The following is a 20,186-nucleotide window of genomic DNA, read 5'->3' on the forward strand; positions in this document are numbered from 1 at the left end:
CGGGCAGGAGTTGGCCGCGGCGGCGGACACCTGCGGGGGGCGTCCGCCGCCGCGGTTGCGACGGCCGCGCTGAGCACCGCGGCCGCCACGACTGCCTGCGGAGAGACCTCACGCGGTGGTGCCGGTCGCCGCCTTCCCGATGAACGCGGCGACCTCGGCGGGCTTGGACACGTACACGGCGTGGCTGCCGCCGGTCTCGGCGACCGTGGCCCCGGCGCGCTCGGCCATGGCCCGCTGCGCGGGCGGCGGGATCATGCGGTCGTCGGTGGCGACGAGGTAGTGGCTCGGCCTGGTGCGCCAGGCGGGCTGGGTGACCGCGCCGCCCAACGCGTCCAGTCCCCACGGCACTTGGGAGTCGGCGAGGAACTGGGCGTCGGCCTCGGGCAGGTCCCCGGCGAAGGACGCGGCGAACTTCTCCCGGTCGAGGAAGAGGAAGCCGTCGACGGGCGGCAGGATGGGCGGGACGGGGGCCCCGGGCGGCGGGTCGGCGATGAGGGTGTTCACGGACTCGCCCTTGTCGGGCGCGAAGGCCGCGATGTAGACGAGCGCCGACACGTTCTCGTGGTTCCCGGCCTCGGAGATCACGGCACCGCCGTAGGAGTGTCCGACGAGTACCGTCGGGCCGTCCTGGGCGTCGAGGACCCGTTTGGTCACGGCGACGTCGTCTGCGAGGGACAGGGTGGGGTTCTGGACGACGCTCACCCGGTAGCCGTCGGCGCGGAGTGCGTCGTAGACGCCCCGCCAGCCGGATCCGTCGACGAATCCGCCGTGCACGAGGACGATGTTCTTGGCGATGCTCACCATGCGTCAACTCCTTTGTGGGATGGGTGTTTCGGTGCTGGTCCGCGGGGTTACTGAACGGCCCGCACCGCCGGCTCGGCCTGCGCCAGGGCCATGAACCTGGCCTGGACGCGGGCGGGATAGACCTTGGTGAAGACGGCGGGGGCGACCAGGCCGACGACGTGGGCGGTGATGCCCACCCAGGCCGGGGCGTCCACCGCGTCGGAGACGGCCAGGCTGACGGCGATGAAGGTGAAGCCGGCTCCCCAGGCGCTGGTGATGAGGTTGTTGACCTGGACGAACTCCGGCATGTCCCAGTACTCGCGGGGGGTCTGGCGCTTGGCGATCCCCAGCGTGAAGGGGCTGCGGAGCAGCAGGCTGCCCCAGGCGGTGCCGCCCAGCCAGACGAAGGAGATGACGTCGGTCTGGCCGGACAGGGAGGAGTCCGGCTTCACGACGGAGACGGCGCCGATCACCACGAAGTAGGCGAGGGTGCTGATCTCCAGGACCAGGGCGTCGAAGCCGACCCCGCGGCGACGGTCGTTGAGCATCATCAGCAGCCCCGTGACGAGACCGCCGAGGGCGCCCCAGCGCCAGTCGAAGGACGAGAGGACGCCGGCGACGATCCAGGGGGCGAATCCGGGCAGATAAGCCAACATTGATTGTTCCTCGGTGGAGTGCAGTGGACGCCGACTAGATGCGCGGCGGCCCTCGAAGTTCGAACCTCGCTTTGTGACGCTCGTCACGTGACGATCGCCCTCTAAACGGATAGATCTATCCACTTAATGTAGGGTGGTGCGCACGACCTGTCGAGAGGAGTTGTGATGTCGCGCAAGAACCGGCTGCCACTGGCGGCCGTCGTCCTGCTGCTGAACGCGGTGCAGTGGGTGGCGTCCGAGGCGGTCGCCGCGGCCGCCTGGACCTCACCGCCGTACAGCTACGCCACGAACTACATCAGCGACCTGGGCGTCCCCAAGTGCGGCACGCACTACCAGGGCCGCACCATCTGCTCGCCCGATCACGTGCTGATGAACACGTCGTTCATCGCGCAGGGCGTCCTGTTCGCGACCGGCGCGATCCTGCTGGCACTCACCCTGCTCACCGGCCGCGCGCGCCGCACAGTCGTCGCTCTCGCCGCCGCGCACGCGGTGGGCTTCGTCCTCGTCGGCCTGTTCCACGGCTCTCCGGACGGCCCGGCCTACAGCCGGGCGCTGCACGTCGGGGGCGCGGCGGTCGCCATCCTGTGCGCGAACACGATCGCGATCCTCGCGGGCTCCCTGCGCGGCCTCCAACTGCCGTACGCCTACCGGGTGTTCAGCATCGCGGTCGGCGCCCTGGGGCTGCTGAGCGAGGCGTTCGTGGGGGCCTCCACGAGCACGGCCGGGATCTTCGAGCGGGGCGGGGTCTACTCGTGGCTGCTGTGGAGCGCCGTCACCGGTGTCTGTGTCCTGGTACGGCACCTGCGCCGACCGGTCGCGGCGAGGATGCCGGAGAATGTCCCGGCGTGAGCCCCGAAACACAACGCCCGCTGCGCGCGGACGCGGAACGGAACCGCCGCCTCATCATGACGACGGCCGACCGCCTGTTCGCCCGACGCGGGGCCACCGTCCCCCTCAACGAGATCGCCCGCGAGGCGGGCCTCGGCGTCGGCACGGTGTACCGGCGCTTCCCGGACCTCCAGGCGCTGATCGACGCCCTGTTCACCGAGCGGTTCGCGGTGTTCCTGCACCTCGCGACCACGGCCGCCGAGCAGCGGGACCCGGCCGGTGCGCTGCGGCACTATCTGCTGGCGGCGGCGCGGCTGCGGGCCGAGGACCGCGCCCTCGAAGTCGTCCTGGCCAACGCCGACTTCACCAAGGGGACGACCGCCCGGACCCGTGACCAGCTCGGCGGGCTCGTGGACGGCCTGGTGGCCCGGGCGGTGGCGGCGGGCGCGGTCCGCGAGGACTTCGCCGCCGCCGACGTGTACGCCTTCCTCTACATGATCGGCGCCGTCGCCGACCGCACGAACGACGTGGCCCCGGACGCCTGGCGCCGCTACGCGGAGGCCCTGATGGTGGGCTTCGGCCTCGATCCGTCACCGGCACCGCACCCGACCGCCATGACCGACGACCAGCTCCTCGACAGCTGGCCGAAGCCTTCGGGCGGACAGGACTAGGGCCTGTCCGGCGGCTCCTGTCGCAGCGCCTCTGGGCCAGGTTCAGGCGAGGGCCGGTACGGCCGTCCGCCCGATCGCGGAGAACCGCTGCTCGCGCCGCGCAAGGACGATCATGACGGCCGGGATGAGCGTGTCGTAGACCAGGACTCCCCCGGTGTTGCCCGGGGCGTGGTCGCCGTGGGCGAACCACTGGTTCACCCTGGAGTCGCTGACCGGCCTCGGGGTGACCATTCGCGATCTCTACGCGTCCGGGGCGGACTCCCCCGACCGGATCAAAGCGCTGGCGGACGACACCTACATCTCCGATCTCGCCCGCGCGGTGGGCGGAGCCCTCGGCGGCAAGGTGGGCGTCGCACCCCGGCTCTTCCTCAAGAAACTGGTCGGCGACGTCCTCGACCGAATCGACCAGTTCCCGGATTTCGACCCACGGCAGCACTACCGGCTCACGGTGGGCAGCAGTGAACTCACCGACGTCGAGCGGAACTTGGCCGCCTCGTCGGCGGCCGACGACATCGACCTGGAGTTGTGATGGCATCGGCCACGGACCCCGTCGATCGGCTCGACCCCGTCATCCTGCATCACGTGGTCAACACGCTGGGCTGGCCGGACCTGCGGCCCCTGCAACGGGCCTCGATCGATCCGGTGATGGACGGTGAGGACGCCGTGCTGCTCGCGCCCACGGCCGGCGGCAAGACCGAGGCCGCCTGCCTGCCGGTGCTCTCTGCCATGTCCGCCCAAGGCTGGACCGGTAGTACTTCGGTCCTCTACCTCTGCCCGCTCAAGGCGCTCCTCAACAACCTGGTCACCCGCGTCGACGGATACGCGCAGTGGCTCGGACGCAGCGCGGCACTGTGGCACGGGGACACAAAGGAGTCCCAACGCCAGCGCATCCGTACTGAAAGACCCGACATCCTCCTGACGACGCCCGAGTCGCTGGAGGCGATGCTGATCGGGGTGAAGACCGACCACGCGCACCTGCTGGGCGGGATCCGGGCCGTCGTCGTGGACGAGGTGCACGCGTTCGCCGGCGACGACCGCGGCTGGCATCTGTTGGCGGTGCTTGAGCGTCTGCAACGGGTCGCGGGGCGTCCGATCCAGCGGATCGGGCTGTCGGCGACGGTCGGGAATCCGAAGGAACTGCTCACCTGGATGCAAGGGTCAGGAGCCGGCCGACGTCCGGGACGGGTCGTCGCCCCGGACGTCACAAGCCACGCGTCCGACGGGGGCACCACGAGTGGCATGGCCGGGCCGCCTCCGGGCGACATCGAACTCGACTACGTGGGCTCCCTTTCCAACGCGGCCAAGGTTCTCTCAGTCCTGCACAAGGGCGAGAAACGACTGGTGTTCTGTGACTCCCGCCGGCAGGTCGAGGAACTGGGCGCCGCGCTCCGAGCGCGCGATGTCACGGTGTTCCTGTCCCACGCTTCGCTCTCGGCGGACGAACGGGCCCGGTCCGAGCAGGCGTTCGCCGAGGCACGGGACTGCGGCGATGTCGGCCTCTGCGTTTCGGCGCAGGCGCCCACGGCTGTCCGCGTCGAGGTCGGCGGGGCGGACCACCAGCAGTCGGAGCCCGTGCGCGGGGATCTCAGCATCACGTCGCGCGTCGTACAGGGCACGCTGCTCACCTCGATGGACACCGCTGACAGTCAGCCTGTCCGGCTTGTCGAAATGCGGCACAGGCCCGTCATGCTGCAGCTCCCTGTATTCGACCACCAGTTGATGCCCCGGCCAGTAGGCATCAACGGGTAGCTTGGCCCGTCGGCCCGTCGGCCCGTCGTACCGACATCTCCCTGAAGCCAGTCGAACTTGTGCTGTGTCTGCGCGGTCTCCCCCAGCACTTCGTTGCACAGGTCAATGACGTACGCCTCGTCGCTGTCGTCTCTCGTCCCCATGGCCGCGCATCATGCCAGGGGCGTCGGACTTCCACAGTCCAATTCCACAGGCCGGCGTAGGCTCCCGGCGTGAAGTCCGTCATCACGGCAATCGACAAGATGGCATGTGACGCCGGGGGACGCACGACCACAAGCCTGTGCCACCCGACGCGGCGGACGAAGCCTCATCCGGCCTTGTGGTCAGGAGCTCTTCGCCACCGGCTCCAGAATCGCCACGCACTCCACATGATGAGTCATCGGAAACAGATCGAACGCCCGCAAAGTCCGCACCCGATACCCCCCGTCCCGGAAGTACCCCAAGTCCCGAGCCAGCGCCGCCGGATCGCACGCCACGTACGCGATCTTCCGCGCCCCCAGTGACGACAGGTGCTCCACGGTCTTCTTCCCGGCCCCCGAGCGCGGCGGGTCGAGGACGATCAGGTCGACCTCGCTGATCCCCGTCTTCGGAAGCACGCTCTCGACCTTGCCCTGCTCGATCCGGACCCGCTCGAACCCGGCGAGGTTGTGCCGCGCGTCCTCGACGGCGCGCTTGCCGGACTCGATGCCGAGGACCGCGCCCTTGTCGCCGAGGCGGTCGGCGAGGGCGCCCGCGAAGAGGCCGACGCCGCAGTACAGGTCCAACGCCATGTCGCCCTTGCGCGGCAACAGGCCCTGCATGACGGCCTTGACGAGGGTGTCCGCGGCCATCGGGTGGACCTGCCAGAAGCCGCCGCTCCCGACACGGTACGTACGGCCGTCGGCCCGCTCGCGGACGAACGCGCGGCCGTGGACGCGATGGATGCCGCCGTCGTGCTCCTCGACGCGCATGACGGAGACCGGGCGGTCCAGTTCGACCAGGGGGAGGCGGGCGCCCGGGCGCGGTTCCAGAATCACCATGCGGTCCTGGGAGCCCGTCGCCGCGATCGCGTCGACCGACGCCATGCCGGACCAGTCGCGCTCCTCGATGCCCAGCTCGCTGACGCCCGGCGCCGCGATCATGCAGTGCTCGACGGGCTCGACCTCGTGCGAACGGTGCTTGCGCAGACCGGCGTTGCCGTCGACGTCCACCGCGTACTGGACGCGCGTGCGCCACTGCGGGACCTGGCCCGCGGGCAGCTTGTCGCCCTCGGCCGGCATCACCGTGCCGTCCCAGCCGGCCTCCTCGGGCGTGAGGCCCGCGAGCCGCTGCAGCTGCTCGGCGATGACCTCGCCCTTGAGGCGGCGCTGGGCGCCGGGCTTGGCGTGCTGCCAGTCGCAGCCGCCGCAGCGGCCGGGGCCCGCGTAGGGGCAGGGTGCCTCGACGCGGTCCTTGGACTCCTCCAGGATCGTCACGGCGTCGGCCCGCAGGAACCGCGCGCCCTCCTCGCCGTCGGTGACCCGCGCGATCACGCGCTCACCGGGCAACGTGTGCCGGACGAACAGCACCTGGCCCTCGGCCGTACGGGCGATGCAGTGCCCGCCATGGGCGACGGGGCCCACCTCGACCTCGTACTCCTCCCCCACCAGCGACTTCTTCGGTTCTGCCTGCATGGCGGGGTGACTCCACAACGTCAAAGGGGGAACGGCCGGACAACAGCCCACCAGTCTACGTGGGCCCTGCCCGACCGCTCACCACAAAGCCGTCCCGGTCACAGCTTGGACTTCGAGGACTCGCTGGGCCGCTCCTCCGCCGGCCCCCGCCGCACCGCACCCGGCGCGCTCCACTCCTGCCGCTTGCGGGCCCGGATCTTCGCCGCCTCGGAGGACTCCAGCTGGTACGGCACCGACGTCACCATCACGCCCGGCGTGAACAGCAGCCGGCCCTTCAGGCGAAGTGCGCTCTGGTTGTGCAGCAGGTGCTCGTACCAGTGTCCGACCACGTACTCGGGGATGATCACGGACACCGCGTCCCGCGGCGACTCCTTCCGCAGGCCCTTCACGTACTCGATGATCGGCCGCGTGATCTCCCGGTACGGCGAGTCCAGCACCTTCAGCGGTACGTCGATCCCGCGCCGCTCCCACTCCTCGCGCAGCGCCTTGGTCTCGGCCGGGTCCACGTTGACGCTGAGCGCCTCCAGGGTGTCCGAGCGCATCAGCTTGGCGTAGGCCAGGGCCCGCAGCGCCGGGCGGTGGATCTTGGAGATCAGGACCACCGAGTGGACGCGGGACGGCCGGAGGGTGTCGTCGCTGGGGCCCTCGGGAGCCGCGAGCTCCTCGGCGACACGGTCGTAGTGCCTGCGGATCGCGGACATCGTCGCGTAGAAGATCACCATGCCGAGCAGCGCGACCCAGGCGCCGTGCGTGAACTTGGTGACGAGGACGACGACCAGCACCAGGCCGGTGAAGAACGCGCCGAACGTGTTGATCGCCCGCGAGCGGACCATGTGGCGGCGCTTGACCTGGTCCTTCTCGGTGGCGAGGTGGCGGTTCCAGTGCCGGACCATGCCGGTCTGGCTGAGGGTGAACGACACGAACACGCCCACGATGTACAGCTGGATCAGGCGGGTCGAGTCGGCGCCGTAGATCGCGATCAGCAGGGTGGCGGTGCCGGCGAGCAGCACGATGCCGTTGGAGAAGGCCAGCCGGTCGCCGCGGGTGTGCAGCTGGCGCGGGAGGTAGCGGTCCTGGGCGAGGATCGAGCCGAGGAGCGGGAAGCCGTTGTAGGCCGTGTTGGCGGCCAGGAACAGGACCAGCGCGGTGGCCGCGGCCAACACCACGAACAGGAAGCTGCCCTTGCCGAAGACGGCCTCGGCGACCTGGGAGATGACCGGGTTCTGGACATAGTCGGAGCCGATGGCGACGCCGTTGTGGATCAGGTCGGTGGCCGGGTTCTCGGCCATGCGGACCTTGGTCGTCATGGCCAGCGCGATGATCCCGCAGAACATGGTGACGGCCAGCAGGCCCATCGCGGCGAGGGTGGTCGCCGCGTTCTTCGACTTGGGCTTGCGGAAGGCCGGGACGCCGTTGGAGATCGCCTCGACGCCGGTGAGGGCGGCGCAGCCGGAGGAGAAGGCGCGCAGGAGCAGGAAGACGAGCGCGAAGCCCGCGAGGCCCTCGTGCTCGGCCTTGATGTGGTAGTCGGCGGTCGGGGCGCGCATGGTGTCGCCGAGGACGAGTCCGCGGAAGGCGCCCCACGCGATCATGATGAAGACGCCCGCGACGAAGACGTAGGTCGGGATCGCGAACAGCGAGCCGGACTCCTTCACCCCGCGCAGGTTCATCAGGGTGAGCAGCACCACTACGGCGATCGCGCAGATCACCTTGTGCTCGACCACGAACGGGACCGCGGAGCCGAGGTTCTCGATGCCGGAGGCGATCGAGACGGCGACGGTGAGGACGTAGTCGACGAGCAGGGCGCTGGCGACGGTGAGGCCGGCCTTGGGGCCGAGGTTGGTGGTGGCCACCTCGTAGTCGCCGCCGCCGCTGGGGTAGGCGTGGACGTTCTGCCGGTAGGAGGCGACCACGGTGAACATCAGCACCACGACCGCGACCGCGATCCAGGGGCTGAAGTGGTAGGCCGACACGCCCGCGATGGAGAGGACCAGCAGCACCTCGCCGGGCGCGTACGCGACGGAGGACAGCGGGTCGGAAGCGAAGACGGGGAGTGCGATGCGCTTCGGCAGGAGCGTTTCGCCCAACCGGTCGCTGCGCAGTGCGCGCCCGATGAGGATGCGCTTGGGCACGTCGGTCAGTTTGGACACAACAGAGGATCGTAGGCCTTCGAACAGGCGATCCTCTACTCGCCACCTGCCTGAGCCATGTCATCTGCCTCTCATCTGCCTCACGGGTGAAATCGGTGACGAGTGGAGTTGCGGATTCCGTCGGTTGTGGCGACTCCGTGTCTATATGACAAAACCCCGCTCCCGTCGCCCTTGGAGGTTCCATGCCCTCGACCGCAGAGCTGATCGGCGCCCTCGCCGCCCTGGCCGGCCTCGGAATCCTCACCCTGGCCAGTGTGCGCAGCATCGGGCGCCGCTGACGCACAGGGGTGCCCCGGAAGGGCCGGACGTGTGTACTTTGGCCTCGGTCTGAGACCCTGATGGGGCTGAGCATTGATTTCAGGACACCGGAAGGACGGTCGTGCACATCGTCATCATGGGCTGCGGCAGAGTGGGTTCCGCTCTCGCCCAGACCCTGGAGCAACAGGGGCACACGGTCGCCGTGATCGACCAGGACCCCACCGCCTTCCGTCGGCTGGGCCCGGGATTCGGCGGTCGCCGGGTCACCGGGGTCGGCTTCGACCAGGACACGCTGCGCGAAGCGGGCATCGAGGAGGCGGGCGCGTTCGCGGCCGTCTCCAGCGGTGACAACTCGAACATCATCTCCGCGCGGGTGGCCCGCGAGATGTTCGGCGTGGAGAACGTCGCGGCCCGCATCTACGACCCCCGCCGCGCCGAGGTCTACCAGCGCCTGGGCATCCCCACGGTGGCCACGGTCCGCTGGACCGCCGACCAGATGCTGCGCCGGCTGCTGCCCTCGGGCGCGGAGCCGCTGTGGCGGGACCCCACCGGCGGTGTCCAGCTCGCCGAGGTGCACGCCTCGGCCGCCTGGGTGGGCCACAAGATCAGCAAGCTCCAGGAGGAGACGGGCGTCCGCGTGGCGTTCCTCACCCGTCTCGGCGAGGCGATGCTGCCCTCTTCGCAGACCGTGTTGCAGGAGGGCGACCTCGTGCACGTGATGATGCGCACGGACGAGGTCGACAAGGTCGAGGCGGCGTTCGCCAAGGGTCCCGAAGAGGAGGGCGGTCACTGATGAGGGTCGCCATTGCCGGAGCCGGCGCGGTCGGACGTTCGATCGCCGGTGAGCTGCTGGAGAACGGTCACGAGATCCTTCTCATCGACAAGGCCCCGACCGCGATCTCGGTCGAGCGGGTCCCCCAGGCGGAGTGGCTTCTGGCCGACGCCTGCGAGATCACGTCACTGGACGAGGCGGCGCTCCAGCGCTGCAACGTGGTGATCGCCGCGACGGGCGACGACAAGGTCAACCTCGTCGTCTCCCTCCTCGCGAAGACGGAGTACGGCGTCCCGCGCGTCGTCGCCCGCGTCAACAACCCCAAGAACGAGTGGCTCTTCAACGAGTCCTGGGGCGTCGACGTGGCCGTCTCCACCCCCCGCCTGATGTCGGCCCTGGTCGAGGAAGCGGTCTCGGTCGGCGACCTGGTCCGTCTCCTCCGCTTCAGCCACGGCGACGCGAACCTGGTGGAGCTGACGTTGCCGGAGGAGTCGGCCCTGGCCGGCACTCAGGTCGGCGACGTGGAGTGGCCCGAGGACACGTCCCTGGTCACGATCATCCGCGGCACCCGCGTCCTGACTCCGTCCCGCGAGGACTCCCTGGAGGCGGGCGACGAGCTGCTGTTCGTGGCGGCCCAGGCGCGGGAGGAGCAGTTGGAGGACTTGCTGTCGGTACGCCGGGAGGACGCGGCGAGCTAGTCCGTTTCTACGACGAAGAGGGCGCCCTGAGATCTCAGGGCGCCCTCTTCGTCGTAACGGAAACTACGCGTCCCGCCGGTGCCGGCCCTCCGCCGTGGCAGCCGCCTTGCGCTCCTTCTCGGCCTGTTCCTCTGCCTCCATCTCCGCGAACACATCGATCGGCGCGGGCGCCTTCGCGAGGAAGACCCACGTCAGCCAGACCGCGAGGAGGAAGGGCGGGATCTTCAACGCGACCAGGACCCAACCCAGTTGGGCCGTGTTGGCCCACCAGTAGAGCGGGAAGAGGATCGCGCACTTGGCGAGCAGGATCAGGCCCCAGGCCCAACTGGCCTTGGCGTAGGCCTTCTTGCGGCCGGGGTTGCGGGTCCGCCAGGAGAGGTTCTCCTTGAAGACCGGGCCGAGGATCAGGCCGATCAGGGGGACGCCCGCGAGGGTCGTGATGATGTACGCCAGCGCCAGGCCCAGCGTGTAGAGCATGCCGGGGAGGTAGAAGTTCTTGGCGTTGCCGGTCATCATCGCGAAGACGACACCGAAGGCGACGCCGAAGACACCGCTGAAGGCGTGCTTGACGGTGTCGCGCTTCACCAGGCGGACCACGACCAGCACCAGGGACACGGCGAGGGCGGCGATCGCCGACCAGTGCAGGTCCTTGTTGATCGTGAAGATGGTGACGAAGAGGAGGCCGGGCAGGACCGTTTCGATCATGCCGCGCAGCCCGCCGAACGCCTCGAAGAGGGCCGCCTCGGTCACCGCCCGGACATCCTGCTCGCTGTCTTCGGCGTCCACGGTCTCTGTGGTCGGCTTGTCGAGCGACGTCACCGGCTACTCCCGTCCGAGGGGTCTCAGTTCGTATTTCGGGTTGAAGAGCACCCGGCGGCCTCTGCTCATGGAGATCCGGCCGGACGCGATCAGCTTGCGCCCCGGTTCTATGCCCACGATGGAACGCCTGCCGAGCCACACCACGTCCAGGGCGGCCGAGCCGTCGAACAGCTCTGCCTCCAGCGCGGGGACTCCCGCCCGGGGGCGCAGCGTGACCGTGCGCAAGGTACCAGTAACCGTCACGATCTGTCGGTCGTGGCAGTCGCCGATCCGGACACAGCCCTCGGTCTCGGTGTCCTCACGCAACTCCTCGGACTCCAGGTCCTCCTGCGAGGAGGACAGCCGGTCGAGCATGCGCCGGAACCGGCCGGCCGGCTTTTCGGAACGGGAGACAGCGCTCATATCTGAAGCGTACCGGGGTCCACCGACAGCGACGTACCCACGTCGTCAGCGCTCGAACCGGTAGCCCATCCCGGGCTCCGTGATGAAGTGCTTCGGGTGCGCGGGGTCCGTCTCCAGCTTGCGCCGCAGCTGTGCCATGTAGACGCGGAGGTAGTTCGTCTCGGTCCCGTAGGAGGGCCCCCACACCTCCTGGAGCAGCTGTTTCTGGCTGACCAGCCGCCCGGTGTTGCGCACCAGCACCTCCAGCAGATGCCACTCCGTGGGGGTCAGCCGTACGTCCCGCCCGTCGCGCTGGACCTTCTTGGCGGCGAGGTCGACGGTGAACTCCTCGGTCTCGACCAGGACGTCGTCCTCGCCGCCCCCGGTCGGCTCGGCCCGGCGCACGGCGGCCCGCAGCCGCGCCAGCAGTTCGTCCATGCCGAAGGGCTTGGTGACGTAGTCGTCGGCACCCGCGTCCAGCGCCTCCACCTTCTCGTCCGAGGAGTGCCGGGCGGACAGCACGAGGATCGGCACCCGGGTCCAGCCGCGCAGCCCCCTGATCACCTCGACGCCGTCCATGTCGGGCAGCCCCAGGTCGAGGACGACCACGTCGGGGTGGCGGGAGGCGGCGAGATCGAGCGCGGTCTTCCCGTCGGCCGCCGCGTCGACCTCGTACTTCCGCGCCTTGAGGTTGATCACGAGGGCCCGCACGATCTGCGGCTCATCCTCGACCACGAGGACCCTGGTCATGAGACCTGCCTTTCCGGTTGTACGTCGTTCACGTCATGCTCGTCGTCTACGGCACTGTCCTCCGGCGCGAGCTCCAGTGGCTTGGCCGCGCGGAGCGTGAGGACCATGGTGAGGCCGCCGCCGGGCGTGTCCTCGGCGTTCAGGGTGCCGTTCATGGCCTCGGTGAAGCCACGCGCCACGGCGAGGCCGAGCCCCACTCCGGCACCGCGCGGGGCGTCGCCGTAGCGCTGGAAGGGCTCGAAGATGCGGTCCTTGGCCTCGTCCGGGACTCCGGGGCCCCGGTCGACCACTCGGACCTCCACCCGGTCGGCGATGGCGCTGGCGGACACCAGGACGGGTCGGTCGGGCGGGCTGTACTTGACCGCGTTCTCGACCAGGTTGGCCACCGCCCGCTCCAGCAGCCCGGGGTCGACGGCGACCATGGGCAGTGTCTCCGGGATGTCGAGTTCCGCGCTGCCCTCGGGGACCCCGACCAGCGCCATGGGCACCACCTCGTCGAGGTCGATCTCCCGGACGATCGGCGTGACCGTGCCGGTCTGCAGGCGGGACATGTCGAGGAGGTTGCCCACGAGGTGGTCGAGCCGGTCGGCGCCCGCCTCGATGCCCTCCAGCAGCTCGGCCTGGTCCTCCTCGGACCACGCCACGTCGTCGGAGCGCAGGGAGGAAACGGCCGCCTTGATGCCGGCCAGCGGGGTCCGCAGATCGTGGCTCACGGCCGCCAGGAGGGCCGTACGGATGCGATTGCCCTCGGCGAGGGCGCGGGCCTGGTCGGCCTCCTCGCGGAGGCGTCTGCGGTCCAGTACGACGACGGCCTGCGCGGCGAAGGCGGCCAGGACCCGGCGGTCGGAGGCGGGCAGCACGCGGCCGGTCAGCGCGAGGGCCATGTGGTCGCCGACCGGCATGTCCACATCGCCGTCCTCGGGCCGCTCCAGCGGCGCCCCGACGCCGACCCGGCCCGCGCAGGTCCAGGGGTCGACGTCGCTCTTGCGCTCCAGCAGCGCCACGGACTCCATGCCGAAGGTCTCCCGGACCCGCTCCAGGAGCGCTTCGAGGCTGGTCTCGCCGCGCAGCACGCTGCCCGCGAGGAAGGAGAGGATCTCGGACTCGGCGCGCAGTCTGGCGGCCTGCTGGGTGCGCCGCGCGGCGAGGTCGACGACGGAGGCGACGGACACGGCGACGCCGACGAAGATCGCGATGGCGACGATGTTCTCGGGGTCGGCGATGGTCAGCCGGTGCAGCGGGGGCGTGTAGTAGTAGTTCAACAGGAACGATCCCAGGGCCGCCGAGACCAGCGCCGGCAGCAGTCCGCCGAGCAGCGCCGCCGCGACGGTCAGGGACAGGAACAGCAGCATGTCGTTGGCGAGCCCGAGATGGATCGCGTTCAGCAGGAACGCGAGGCCCACCGGCCCGACGACACCGACCACCCACCCCGAGACGATCCGGGCCCGGCCGAGCCGCGCGCCCCGGGCCACCGGCAGTCCGCGCCCCTTGGCGACCTCTTCGTGGGTGACGATGTGGACGTCCAGATCGGGACCGGACTCGCGGGCCACCGTGGTGCCGACGCCGGGCCCGAAGACGTACTGCCAGGTCTTGCGGCGCGAGGAGCCCAGGACGATCTGGGTGGCGTTCACTCCGCGCGCGAAGTCGAGCAGCCCGGCCGGGATGTCGTCGCCCACTACGTGGTGGAAGGTGCCGCCGAGGTCCTCGATCAGGGTGCGCTGCTGGGCGAGTTCCTTCGGGGACGCGGAGGTCAGACCGTCGCTGCGGGAGATGTAGACGGCCAGCACCTCACCGCCGGCCCCCTTCTCGGCGAGCCGCGCGGCCCGCCGTATCAGCGTCCGCCCTTCCGGCCCGCCGGTCAGCCCTACGACGATCCGCTCGCGCGAACCCCAGATCGCCGACACCTGGTGCTCGCTGCGGTACTGCTGGAGGTATTCGTCGACCCGGTCGGCCACCCATAGGAGGGCCAACTCGCGCAGGGCGGTGAGGTTGCCGGGGCGGAAGTAGTTCGAGAGGGCCGCGTCGACCTTGTCGGGCTGGTAGATGTTGCCGTGCGCCATCCGCCGGCGCAGCGCCTGTGGCGACATGTCGACCAGTTCGATCTGGTCGGCACGGCGGACGACCTCGTCCGGCACGGTCTCCTGCTGGCGCACTCCGGTGATCGACTCGACGACGTCGCCGAGGGACTCCAGGTGCTGGATGTTGACGGTCGACACCACGTCGATGCCGGCCGCGAGCAGCTCTTCGATGTCCTGCCAGCGCTTGGTGTTGCGGGAGCCCGGGATGTTGGTGTGGGCGAGTTCGTCCACCAGGGCGACGGCCGGGGCCCGGCGCAGTACGGCGTCGACGTCCATCTCGGTGAAGACGGTGCCCCGGTAGGCCAGCTCCGCGCGCGGGACCTGCTCCAGGCCGTGCAGCATCACCTCGGTGCGGGCCCGGCCGTGGTGCTCCACGAAGGCGACCACGCAGTCGGTGCCCCGCTCCACCCTGCGGTGGGCCTCGGACAGCATGGCGTACGTCTTGCCGACGCCCGGTGCCGCACCGAGGTAGATCCGAAGCTTGCCGCGTCCCATGGCCTCATTGTCTTCCCGTCACACCCGTGTACGCAGCGTCGACTTTACGGCCAATAAGTCCGACAAAAGGGGTGGCGAGCCTGGCCCGGGGCGTCTTTGACACATCCCTGATGCCCGTACGGAACCGGTACGGGCATCAGGGCGAGCCGGTGCTCAGTTGGGGTTGTCGCCGTGGGTGAGGGTCTCCCAGGCCACGAAGAGGTTGTTGGTACCGGCCGGGCGGTTGTTGAGGGTCAGGGTCTGGGTGTTGGTCATGGCGATGCCCAGGCGGTTGTGCAGGGCGTTGTAGCCGACCTCGGTGACCGGTCCGAGCCCGAGGGTCAGCGACCCGCCGCACAGCCAGCTCGGCACGGCCGTCCCCAGCTGGTACTTGGCCTGGAACCCGAGCGCTTGCCGCAGCCGCTCGCCCACGTCGGTGCCGTAGAGGTCTGTGCCCTGGATCCGGCTGGTCTCGGCGACGTGCGAGATCGAGGAGAGGCCGTACCCGGTGTGCGTGAAGTCGCGGCAGGTCTCCTGGGTGAGCCCGGTGACGAAGGTCGACTGGCCCTGCCAGTAACTGACGATCTTCGCCGTGGTGTCGAGGTTCTGGCTCGGCACGGTCTTCGGTACGGAACCGTCCGAGGCGAGGTAGATGTACGCGGCCGTCCGCGTCCGGAAGAGCGCCATGGCCTTGTCGTACGACGTCCTGTCCTCAAGGAAGACGGAGATGCCGATCGCGGCGTCCATCATCGTCAGCTCCCAGTTCCCGTTGGAATTGGAGCCGTTGATGATCTCGGGGAGGTAGACGTTGCGGAGCATGGTCGCGAAGCGGGCCGAGTTGGTCCAGGTCCCGGTGTACGTGTACTTGATGATCTCGGCGGCCTTGGGCCAGGAGGCGCCGGCCCAGCCGGTCTGCAGGGGCGCGTTGCTGTTGGTGTGGCTGGTGATCGTGGCCGACCAGGCGTCCATGATCTCGATGGACTTCTGGGCGTAGCGCGCGTCCTTGGTGATGTACCAGGCGAGCGCGTCGGTGTAGGCCGCTATCGCGTCCTCGCGTTCGTCGGTGCAGCCGTAGTTGGGGTTGGAGTACGAGCCGCACTCGACGACGGCTCTGGGCTTCGGGGTCCGGCTCAGACTGGCGTAGGAGCTGGCCATCATCTGGTCGTAGGCGCCCTTCCAGGGCTGGGCGCCGGCGAGGACCTCGGTGCGGGCGAAGTCCAACTGGCTTTTGGAGACGTCGACTCCGGGGTGGACGAAGGTGACGGGGGCCGCCTGGGCGGTGACGGTGGCGCCGGGCTGGGCGAAGAAGCCCAGGACCAGCGCGGTGACGACGGAGAGCAGGGCAGCGCGGCGCACGGTGACTCCGTTCTTGTATGTGAACACAGAGCACCCTGATGAACCTGGGCGTTGAGCCGAGACCATAGGTACAGACCAATACACCGTCAAGAGTGCGCGCACGACGAAGGGCCGCACCCCCGGAGGGGTACGACCCTTTCGTGTCTGTCTGTTCCGGCTACCGGACCTCGGTGATCTCCGGTCCGCGCTGCAACTGGCCCATGCCGCCGGAGAAGCGGGAACCCGCCTCCTCCTGCTGGACGCCCTCGGGAACCATCTGGGCGTCGTTCGGCAGCTTCAGGACGATCGGGTCGCGGGGCGCCATCGGGCCCTCGCCGCGCACGACGACCGTGTCCCGGAAGATCTGCTCCAGCAGACCGGCCGCCTGCGGCTGCACCGCGCCCTGCCCGGAGATCACCCCGCGCAGGAACCAGCGCGAACCGTCCACACCGACGAACCGCACCACCTGGAAACCGCCCGTGCCGTCCGGCAGCTGCACCGGAACCTGCGCGCGCAGCTCCCAGCCCAGCGGCCCCTCGACCTCGTCGACGATGCCGCCCTGCTGGGTGATGCCGCTGGCGATCTCCTCGCGGACCTCACCCCAGATGCCCTCGCGCTTGGGGGCGGCGAAGGCCTGCAACTGGATGGCGCTGTCCTTGAGGACCACGGTGGCGGCGACGATCGCGTCACCCGCGACCTCCACCCGCAACTCCATGCCGTCGACTCCCGGCACGAACAGACCTCCCAGGTCCACCCGGCCCTCGGCGGGATCGCCGACCTCCGAGTCGTCCCAGGGTCCGTCGGGGCGGGGCTCCGGTTCGAGCCTCACGCGCTCCACCGCGTCCGCCTCAGTGTCGACGTCGTCGACGACCTGCTCGGCCTCGCTCGCCGCGTCCTCGGCGGCAGTGCCCTTCTTGCGACGTCCGAACACGTCACTGTCCTTCCCGGTCGGATACGACCGAAGCGTATCGATTCCCACCCGTGGTGCCGCCCACGGCGGCGTGACCGCCGGTGGACCCGAAGCCCCCCTCGGCCCGCGCCGAATCGGGAAGTTCCGCGACCTCCTGGAAGCGGACCCTCTCGACCTGCTGGACGACCAGCTGGGCGATCCGGTCGAAGCGCTCGAACCGTACCGACTCGTACGGGTCGAGATTCACCACGATCACCTTGATCTCCCCACGGTACCCGGCATCAACCGTCCCCGGGGCATTCACTAGGGCGACACCGCAGCGGGCGGCGAGCCCCGAACGAGGGTGCACGAAGGCCGCGTACCCCTCCGGGAGCGCGACAGACACCCCCGTGGGCAGTACGGCCCGTTCACCCGGCTTCAGTTCCCGGCCCTCCGTGGTCCGCAGATCGGCGCCCGCGTCACCGGGGTGCTCGTACGACGGAAGCGGTACGTCGGGGTCGACGCGCCGGATCAGTACGTCCAGGGGACTACGGCCACTGCTCACGGGTTCACCTCGAAGGCACGGGTACGCCGGACCTGGTCCGGGTCGTCCATGGCGGCCCGGATCTCCTGCGGGCGGCCGTTGTCGATGAAGTGGTCGACCTTCACCTCGATGAAGAGCGCGTCCGCGCGGACGGCGACCGGACCGTCGGGAGCGCCGATGCGTCCCGTGGCGGTCGAGTAGATCTTCCGGCCGGCCACGGCCGTCACCTCGGCCTCCAGGTACAGCACGGTGTCCACGGGCACCGGCCGTACGAAGTCCGTCTCCAGACGGCCGGTCACCGCGATCGTCCGCAGCAGCCAGTTCAGCGAGCCGAGGGTCTCGTCCAGCGCGCTGGCGAGCACTCCGCCGTGCGCGAGGCCCGGGGCGCCCTGGTGGGCGGCCCGCACGGTGAACTCGGCGGTGATGGTCACTCCCTCACCGGCCCGCGCCGCCAGATGCAGCCCGTGCGGCTGGTCGCCGCCACATCCGAAACACTGTTCGTAGTGGGCACCCAGCAACTCACCGGGCGCGGGCGCGTCAGGGTGCCGCACCGGTTTCACGGCGTCGGACGGAGGCTTAAGAGCTGGAGAAGTACCACTCACAGCCGCAGACCTTACCCGCGCGTCGGTGGGTTCCCGACACCGTGCCAAGCTTGGCTTCATGCAGCTTTCCGCCTCCCCCTACGACGAGCGCCTCACCGCCCCCCGTTCGTGGTGGTTCATCTCGTTCCTGGTCGGCGTCTCCTTCGCCCTGATCCTGCTGCCCTTCGGCACCCTGCCGCTGCTCGGCGGCCTGGTCGGCGGCACCGCGTTCGCCGCGGTCACGGCCAGCTCCTACGGCTCGCTCCGCATCCGGATCGTGGGCGACTCGCTGATCGCCGGCGAGGCGAAGATCCCGGTGACGGCCCTGGGCGAGGCCGAGATCCTGGACCCGGAGGAGGCCCGCGCCTGGCGCACCTACAAGGCCGACACCCGCGCCTTCCTGCTGCTGCGCTCCTACATCCCCACGGCACTGCGCGTGGAGGTCACCGACCCGGCCGACCCGACGCCGTACCTGTACCTGTCGACGCGTGAGCCGGAGCGGCTGGCGGAGGCGCTGAGGGCGGCACAGGCGGCGGCCGTCTAGAAGCGGTCCCCTCCGGCCGGGCCCTCAGCGACCGAGTTCCTTGGGGATCTCGCCCATCCTGAGCGGGTCCGGCGGGGTCTCCAGGGGCGGGAGTTCGGGCAGCGCGTCCCAGGGCACCTGGGCCTTTCGCAGGTCCTTGCGGATGCGCTCGGCGAGCTTCTTGGTGTCCCGGCGGTTCATGACCGCTCCGACGGCGGCGCCGACCATGAAGGGCATCAGGTTCGGCAGGTCGCGGACCATGCGTTTCATGATCTGCTGGCGCAACTCGCGCTTCATGTGGCCGTTCAGCGCGGAGCTCATGGTCGACGGCTTGGTCACGTCGATACCGCGCTCCCCGGACCAGGAGTTCAGATACGCGGTGCTGCGCTGCCTCAGGTCGCCGGGCGGACGGACGCCGTAGACCTCGTACAGCTCGGCGATCAGCTTCAGCTCGATCGCGGCGACGCCGGTGATCTCGGCGGCCAGTTCGGTGGGCATGGCGGGTGGTACGGGCAGCATCGCCGCGGCACCGATTCCGGCGCCGACGGTCGACGTCGCGTTCGCCGCGCCCGCCACCAGCTTGTCGGCGAGCTGTTCGGGGCCGAGGCCCGGAAACTGTCGCCGAAGCGCCTCAAGGTCCCGTACGGGGATCCGCGGGGCGATGTCGATGATTCGGTCGGCGAGGTACGCCAGGCCCGCCCTGGCCCGGCTGCCGCCCTTGCGGACGCCTTCCCTGGCCTTGTCCCGGATCACCGCCGCCCGTCGTTTGGCGACGGGGGCGGCTGCGGGAACGTCGGCGGGCACCGGGAGGTCAGCCCGGTCGGCCGCCGGTTCGAGCGAGGCTGATCCCTGTTCGGATGAGCCCCGCTCGTCGTCACGCGCGCCATGAGGGCCGTCAGCCGGCCCTTCGTCCGCTCCCGGCTTGAGGGAGCGGCGCTTCCAGGGTGGGGTCGAGCCAGTCACGGCCGACCCCTCCTCAGTCGCAGTCGCGGCAGATCGGCTGGCCGTTCTTCTCGCGGGCCAGCTGGCTGCGGTGGTGCACCAGGAAGCAGCTCATGCAAGTGAACTCGTCCTGCTGCTTGGGCAGCACCCGGACGGCCAGCTCCTCGTTCGAGAGGTCCGCTCCGGGCAGTTCGAGGCCCTCGGCCGCCTCGAATTCGTCGACGTCCACTGCGGAAGTCGACTTGTCGTTCCTACGCGCCTTGAGCTCTTCAAGGCTGTCCGAGTCGACGTCGTCGTCGGTCTTGCGTGGGGTGTCGTAATCCGTTGCCATGTCGCGCTCTCCCCCTCTGGGTGTCTGCGGTGTCTCCAGCGCACGTAACGCGTGAGAGGCCGGACTTGTGCCCGACCTGAGGCGGAGATTTTGCCTCACATCAAGGTCTGTTACTCAATCGACACCCAACCGGACCCCTCAAGAGTGATCGGCTTGGATGGCGAAGGGGACCGTACACGGTCCTCATGCCGCTCTTCAAAGGCACCTCACCGTGTACTTCCCGTGATCAAGACCCCTGAAAACCCGGATTTTCCCGGCTTTCCGACAGGGTGCATGATCACGGAGAGTAGATGCCCCGAAAATCGTGCTTGTGATCGATCAC

General features: G+C 69.7%; 20 protein-coding genes and 2 pseudogenes. 7 read left to right on the forward strand and 15 right to left on the reverse strand.

The features are described from left to right. Nucleotides 1–108: 108 nt before the first annotated feature. Together ACIBJH_RS37760 and ACIBJH_RS37765 are read right to left on the reverse strand one after the other, a co-directional pair. Nucleotides 109–801, reverse strand: coding sequence for an alpha/beta fold hydrolase (locus ACIBJH_RS37760; protein WP_399121567.1), 693 nt, complete (start codon nucleotides 799–801; stop codon nucleotides 109–111). Between the two features lie 50 nt (nucleotides 802–851). Further along, nucleotides 852–1,439, reverse strand: a complete 588-nt coding sequence (locus tag ACIBJH_RS37765; protein WP_399121459.1) for a hypothetical protein — start codon at nucleotides 1,437–1,439, stop codon at nucleotides 852–854. A gap of 165 nt (nucleotides 1,440–1,604) precedes the next feature. On the opposite strand from ACIBJH_RS37765, the gene ACIBJH_RS37770 reads away from it, so the two are divergent. Together ACIBJH_RS37770 and ACIBJH_RS37775 are read left to right on the forward strand one after the other, a co-directional pair. After that, nucleotides 1,605–2,288 carry a DUF998 domain-containing protein gene (locus ACIBJH_RS37770; protein WP_399121460.1) on the forward strand — a complete coding sequence of 228 codons (684 nt, stop codon included), beginning with the start codon at nucleotides 1,605–1,607 and terminating at the stop codon, nucleotides 2,286–2,288. Beyond that, complete coding sequence (locus ACIBJH_RS37775) at nucleotides 2,285–2,938, forward strand: TetR/AcrR family transcriptional regulator (protein WP_399121461.1); 654 nt, start codon at nucleotides 2,285–2,287, stop codon at nucleotides 2,936–2,938. Before ACIBJH_RS37770 ends, ACIBJH_RS37775 begins: the two co-directional genes overlap by 4 nt. Nucleotides 2,939–2,980: 42 nt before the next feature. Here ACIBJH_RS37775 and ACIBJH_RS37780 read toward each other — a convergent pair whose 3' ends face one another. Further along, nucleotides 2,981–3,169 (reverse strand): DUF6790 family protein, encoded by a 189-nt coding sequence (locus ACIBJH_RS37780; protein WP_399121462.1) that lies wholly within the window; start codon nucleotides 3,167–3,169, stop codon nucleotides 2,981–2,983. On the opposite strand from ACIBJH_RS37780, the pseudogene ACIBJH_RS37785 reads away from it, so the two are divergent. Together ACIBJH_RS37785 and ACIBJH_RS37790 are read left to right on the forward strand one after the other, a co-directional pair. Then, a pseudogene (locus ACIBJH_RS37785) lies at nucleotides 3,132–3,467 on the forward strand (BREX system ATP-binding domain-containing protein); the annotation flags it as partial. The gene ACIBJH_RS37780 and the pseudogene ACIBJH_RS37785 sit on opposite strands and share 38 nt — an antisense overlap. Further along, nucleotides 3,467–4,423 (forward strand): annotated as a pseudogene (locus tag ACIBJH_RS37790) (DEAD/DEAH box helicase); the annotation flags it as partial. The pseudogenes ACIBJH_RS37785 and ACIBJH_RS37790, both read left to right, overlap by 1 nt. 587 nt (nucleotides 4,424–5,010) lie before the next feature. Here the strand turns inward: ACIBJH_RS37790 and ACIBJH_RS37795 are convergent. Together ACIBJH_RS37795 and ACIBJH_RS37800 are read right to left on the reverse strand one after the other, a co-directional pair. Continuing rightward, nucleotides 5,011–6,339, reverse strand: a complete 1,329-nt coding sequence (locus tag ACIBJH_RS37795; RefSeq protein ID WP_399121463.1) for a class I SAM-dependent RNA methyltransferase — start codon at nucleotides 6,337–6,339, stop codon at nucleotides 5,011–5,013. 98 nt (nucleotides 6,340–6,437) lie between these two features. Beyond that, entirely contained in the window at nucleotides 6,438–8,489 is a 2,052-nt protein-coding gene (locus tag ACIBJH_RS37800; RefSeq protein ID WP_399121464.1) for an APC family permease, read from the reverse strand. A 379-nt stretch (nucleotides 8,490–8,868) separates the two neighbouring features. Between ACIBJH_RS37800 and ACIBJH_RS37805 the strand changes: the two genes are divergently transcribed. Continuing rightward, entirely contained in the window at nucleotides 8,869–9,540 is a 672-nt protein-coding gene (locus tag ACIBJH_RS37805) for a TrkA family potassium uptake protein (protein ID WP_200716253.1), read from the forward strand. Then, entirely contained in the window at nucleotides 9,540–10,217 is a 678-nt protein-coding gene (locus ACIBJH_RS37810; RefSeq protein ID WP_019061074.1) for a TrkA family potassium uptake protein, read from the forward strand. The genes ACIBJH_RS37805 and ACIBJH_RS37810 overlap by 1 nt, the downstream gene beginning before the upstream one ends. Nucleotides 10,218–10,280: 63 nt before the next feature. On the opposite strand, the gene ACIBJH_RS37815 is transcribed toward ACIBJH_RS37810, so the two are convergent. From ACIBJH_RS37815 to ACIBJH_RS37850, 8 genes are all read right to left on the reverse strand, one after another. After that, a complete protein-coding gene (locus tag ACIBJH_RS37815; protein ID WP_359610065.1) occupies nucleotides 10,281–11,036 on the reverse strand; it encodes a DUF3159 domain-containing protein in 756 nt (251 codons plus the stop codon). A gap of 3 nt (nucleotides 11,037–11,039) precedes the next feature. Beyond that, nucleotides 11,040–11,438 (reverse strand): OB-fold nucleic acid binding domain-containing protein, encoded by a 399-nt coding sequence (locus ACIBJH_RS37820; RefSeq protein ID WP_359610063.1) that lies wholly within the window; start codon nucleotides 11,436–11,438, stop codon nucleotides 11,040–11,042. 45 nt (nucleotides 11,439–11,483) lie between these two features. Then, on the reverse strand, nucleotides 11,484–12,167 hold the full coding sequence (locus ACIBJH_RS37825; RefSeq protein ID WP_019061071.1) for a response regulator: 684 nt from the start codon (nucleotides 12,165–12,167) through the stop codon (nucleotides 11,484–11,486). After that, the gene (locus ACIBJH_RS37830) at nucleotides 12,164–14,740 is read right to left on the reverse strand and encodes an ATP-binding protein (protein ID WP_399121465.1); all 2,577 of its coding nucleotides are present in this window, start codon (nucleotides 14,738–14,740) and stop codon (nucleotides 12,164–12,166) included. The genes ACIBJH_RS37825 and ACIBJH_RS37830 overlap by 4 nt, the downstream gene beginning before the upstream one ends. Before the next feature lie 153 nt (nucleotides 14,741–14,893). Continuing rightward, nucleotides 14,894–16,075: an alginate lyase family protein gene (locus ACIBJH_RS37835; protein WP_399121466.1), complete on the reverse strand. Its 1,182-nt coding sequence runs from the start codon at nucleotides 16,073–16,075 to the stop codon at nucleotides 14,894–14,896. 157 nt (nucleotides 16,076–16,232) lie between these two features. After that, nucleotides 16,233–16,985 (reverse strand): DUF3710 domain-containing protein, encoded by a 753-nt coding sequence (locus tag ACIBJH_RS37840; protein WP_019072963.1) that lies wholly within the window; start codon nucleotides 16,983–16,985, stop codon nucleotides 16,233–16,235. 1 nt (nucleotide 16,986) lies between these two features. Next, nucleotides 16,987–17,508, reverse strand: coding sequence for a dUTP diphosphatase (gene dut, locus ACIBJH_RS37845; protein ID WP_019072962.1), 522 nt, complete (start codon nucleotides 17,506–17,508; stop codon nucleotides 16,987–16,989). Next, a complete protein-coding gene (locus tag ACIBJH_RS37850; RefSeq protein ID WP_200716258.1) occupies nucleotides 17,505–18,089 on the reverse strand; it encodes a PaaI family thioesterase in 585 nt (194 codons plus the stop codon). Before ACIBJH_RS37850 ends, dut begins: the two co-directional genes overlap by 4 nt. Before the next feature lie 58 nt (nucleotides 18,090–18,147). Here ACIBJH_RS37850 and ACIBJH_RS37855 point away from each other — a divergent pair, with 58 nt between their 5' ends. Further along, a complete protein-coding gene (locus ACIBJH_RS37855; RefSeq protein WP_399121467.1) occupies nucleotides 18,148–18,612 on the forward strand; it encodes a DUF3093 domain-containing protein in 465 nt (154 codons plus the stop codon). Nucleotides 18,613–18,636: 24 nt separating this feature from the next. Here the strand turns inward: ACIBJH_RS37855 and ACIBJH_RS37860 are convergent, their stop codons facing one another. Both ACIBJH_RS37860 and ACIBJH_RS37865 read right to left on the reverse strand, forming a co-directional pair. Next, nucleotides 18,637–19,554, reverse strand: a complete 918-nt coding sequence (locus ACIBJH_RS37860; RefSeq protein WP_399121468.1) for a hypothetical protein — start codon at nucleotides 19,552–19,554, stop codon at nucleotides 18,637–18,639. Nucleotides 19,555–19,567: 13 nt separating this feature from the next. Next, complete coding sequence (locus ACIBJH_RS37865) at nucleotides 19,568–19,864, reverse strand: DUF4193 domain-containing protein (protein WP_005481602.1); 297 nt, start codon at nucleotides 19,862–19,864, stop codon at nucleotides 19,568–19,570. Nucleotides 19,865–20,186: the final 322 nt, after the last annotated feature.

This window comes from Streptomyces sp. NPDC050548 (assembly GCF_044457385.1).
Classification (GTDB): Bacteria; Actinomycetota; Actinomycetes; order Streptomycetales; family Streptomycetaceae; genus Streptomyces.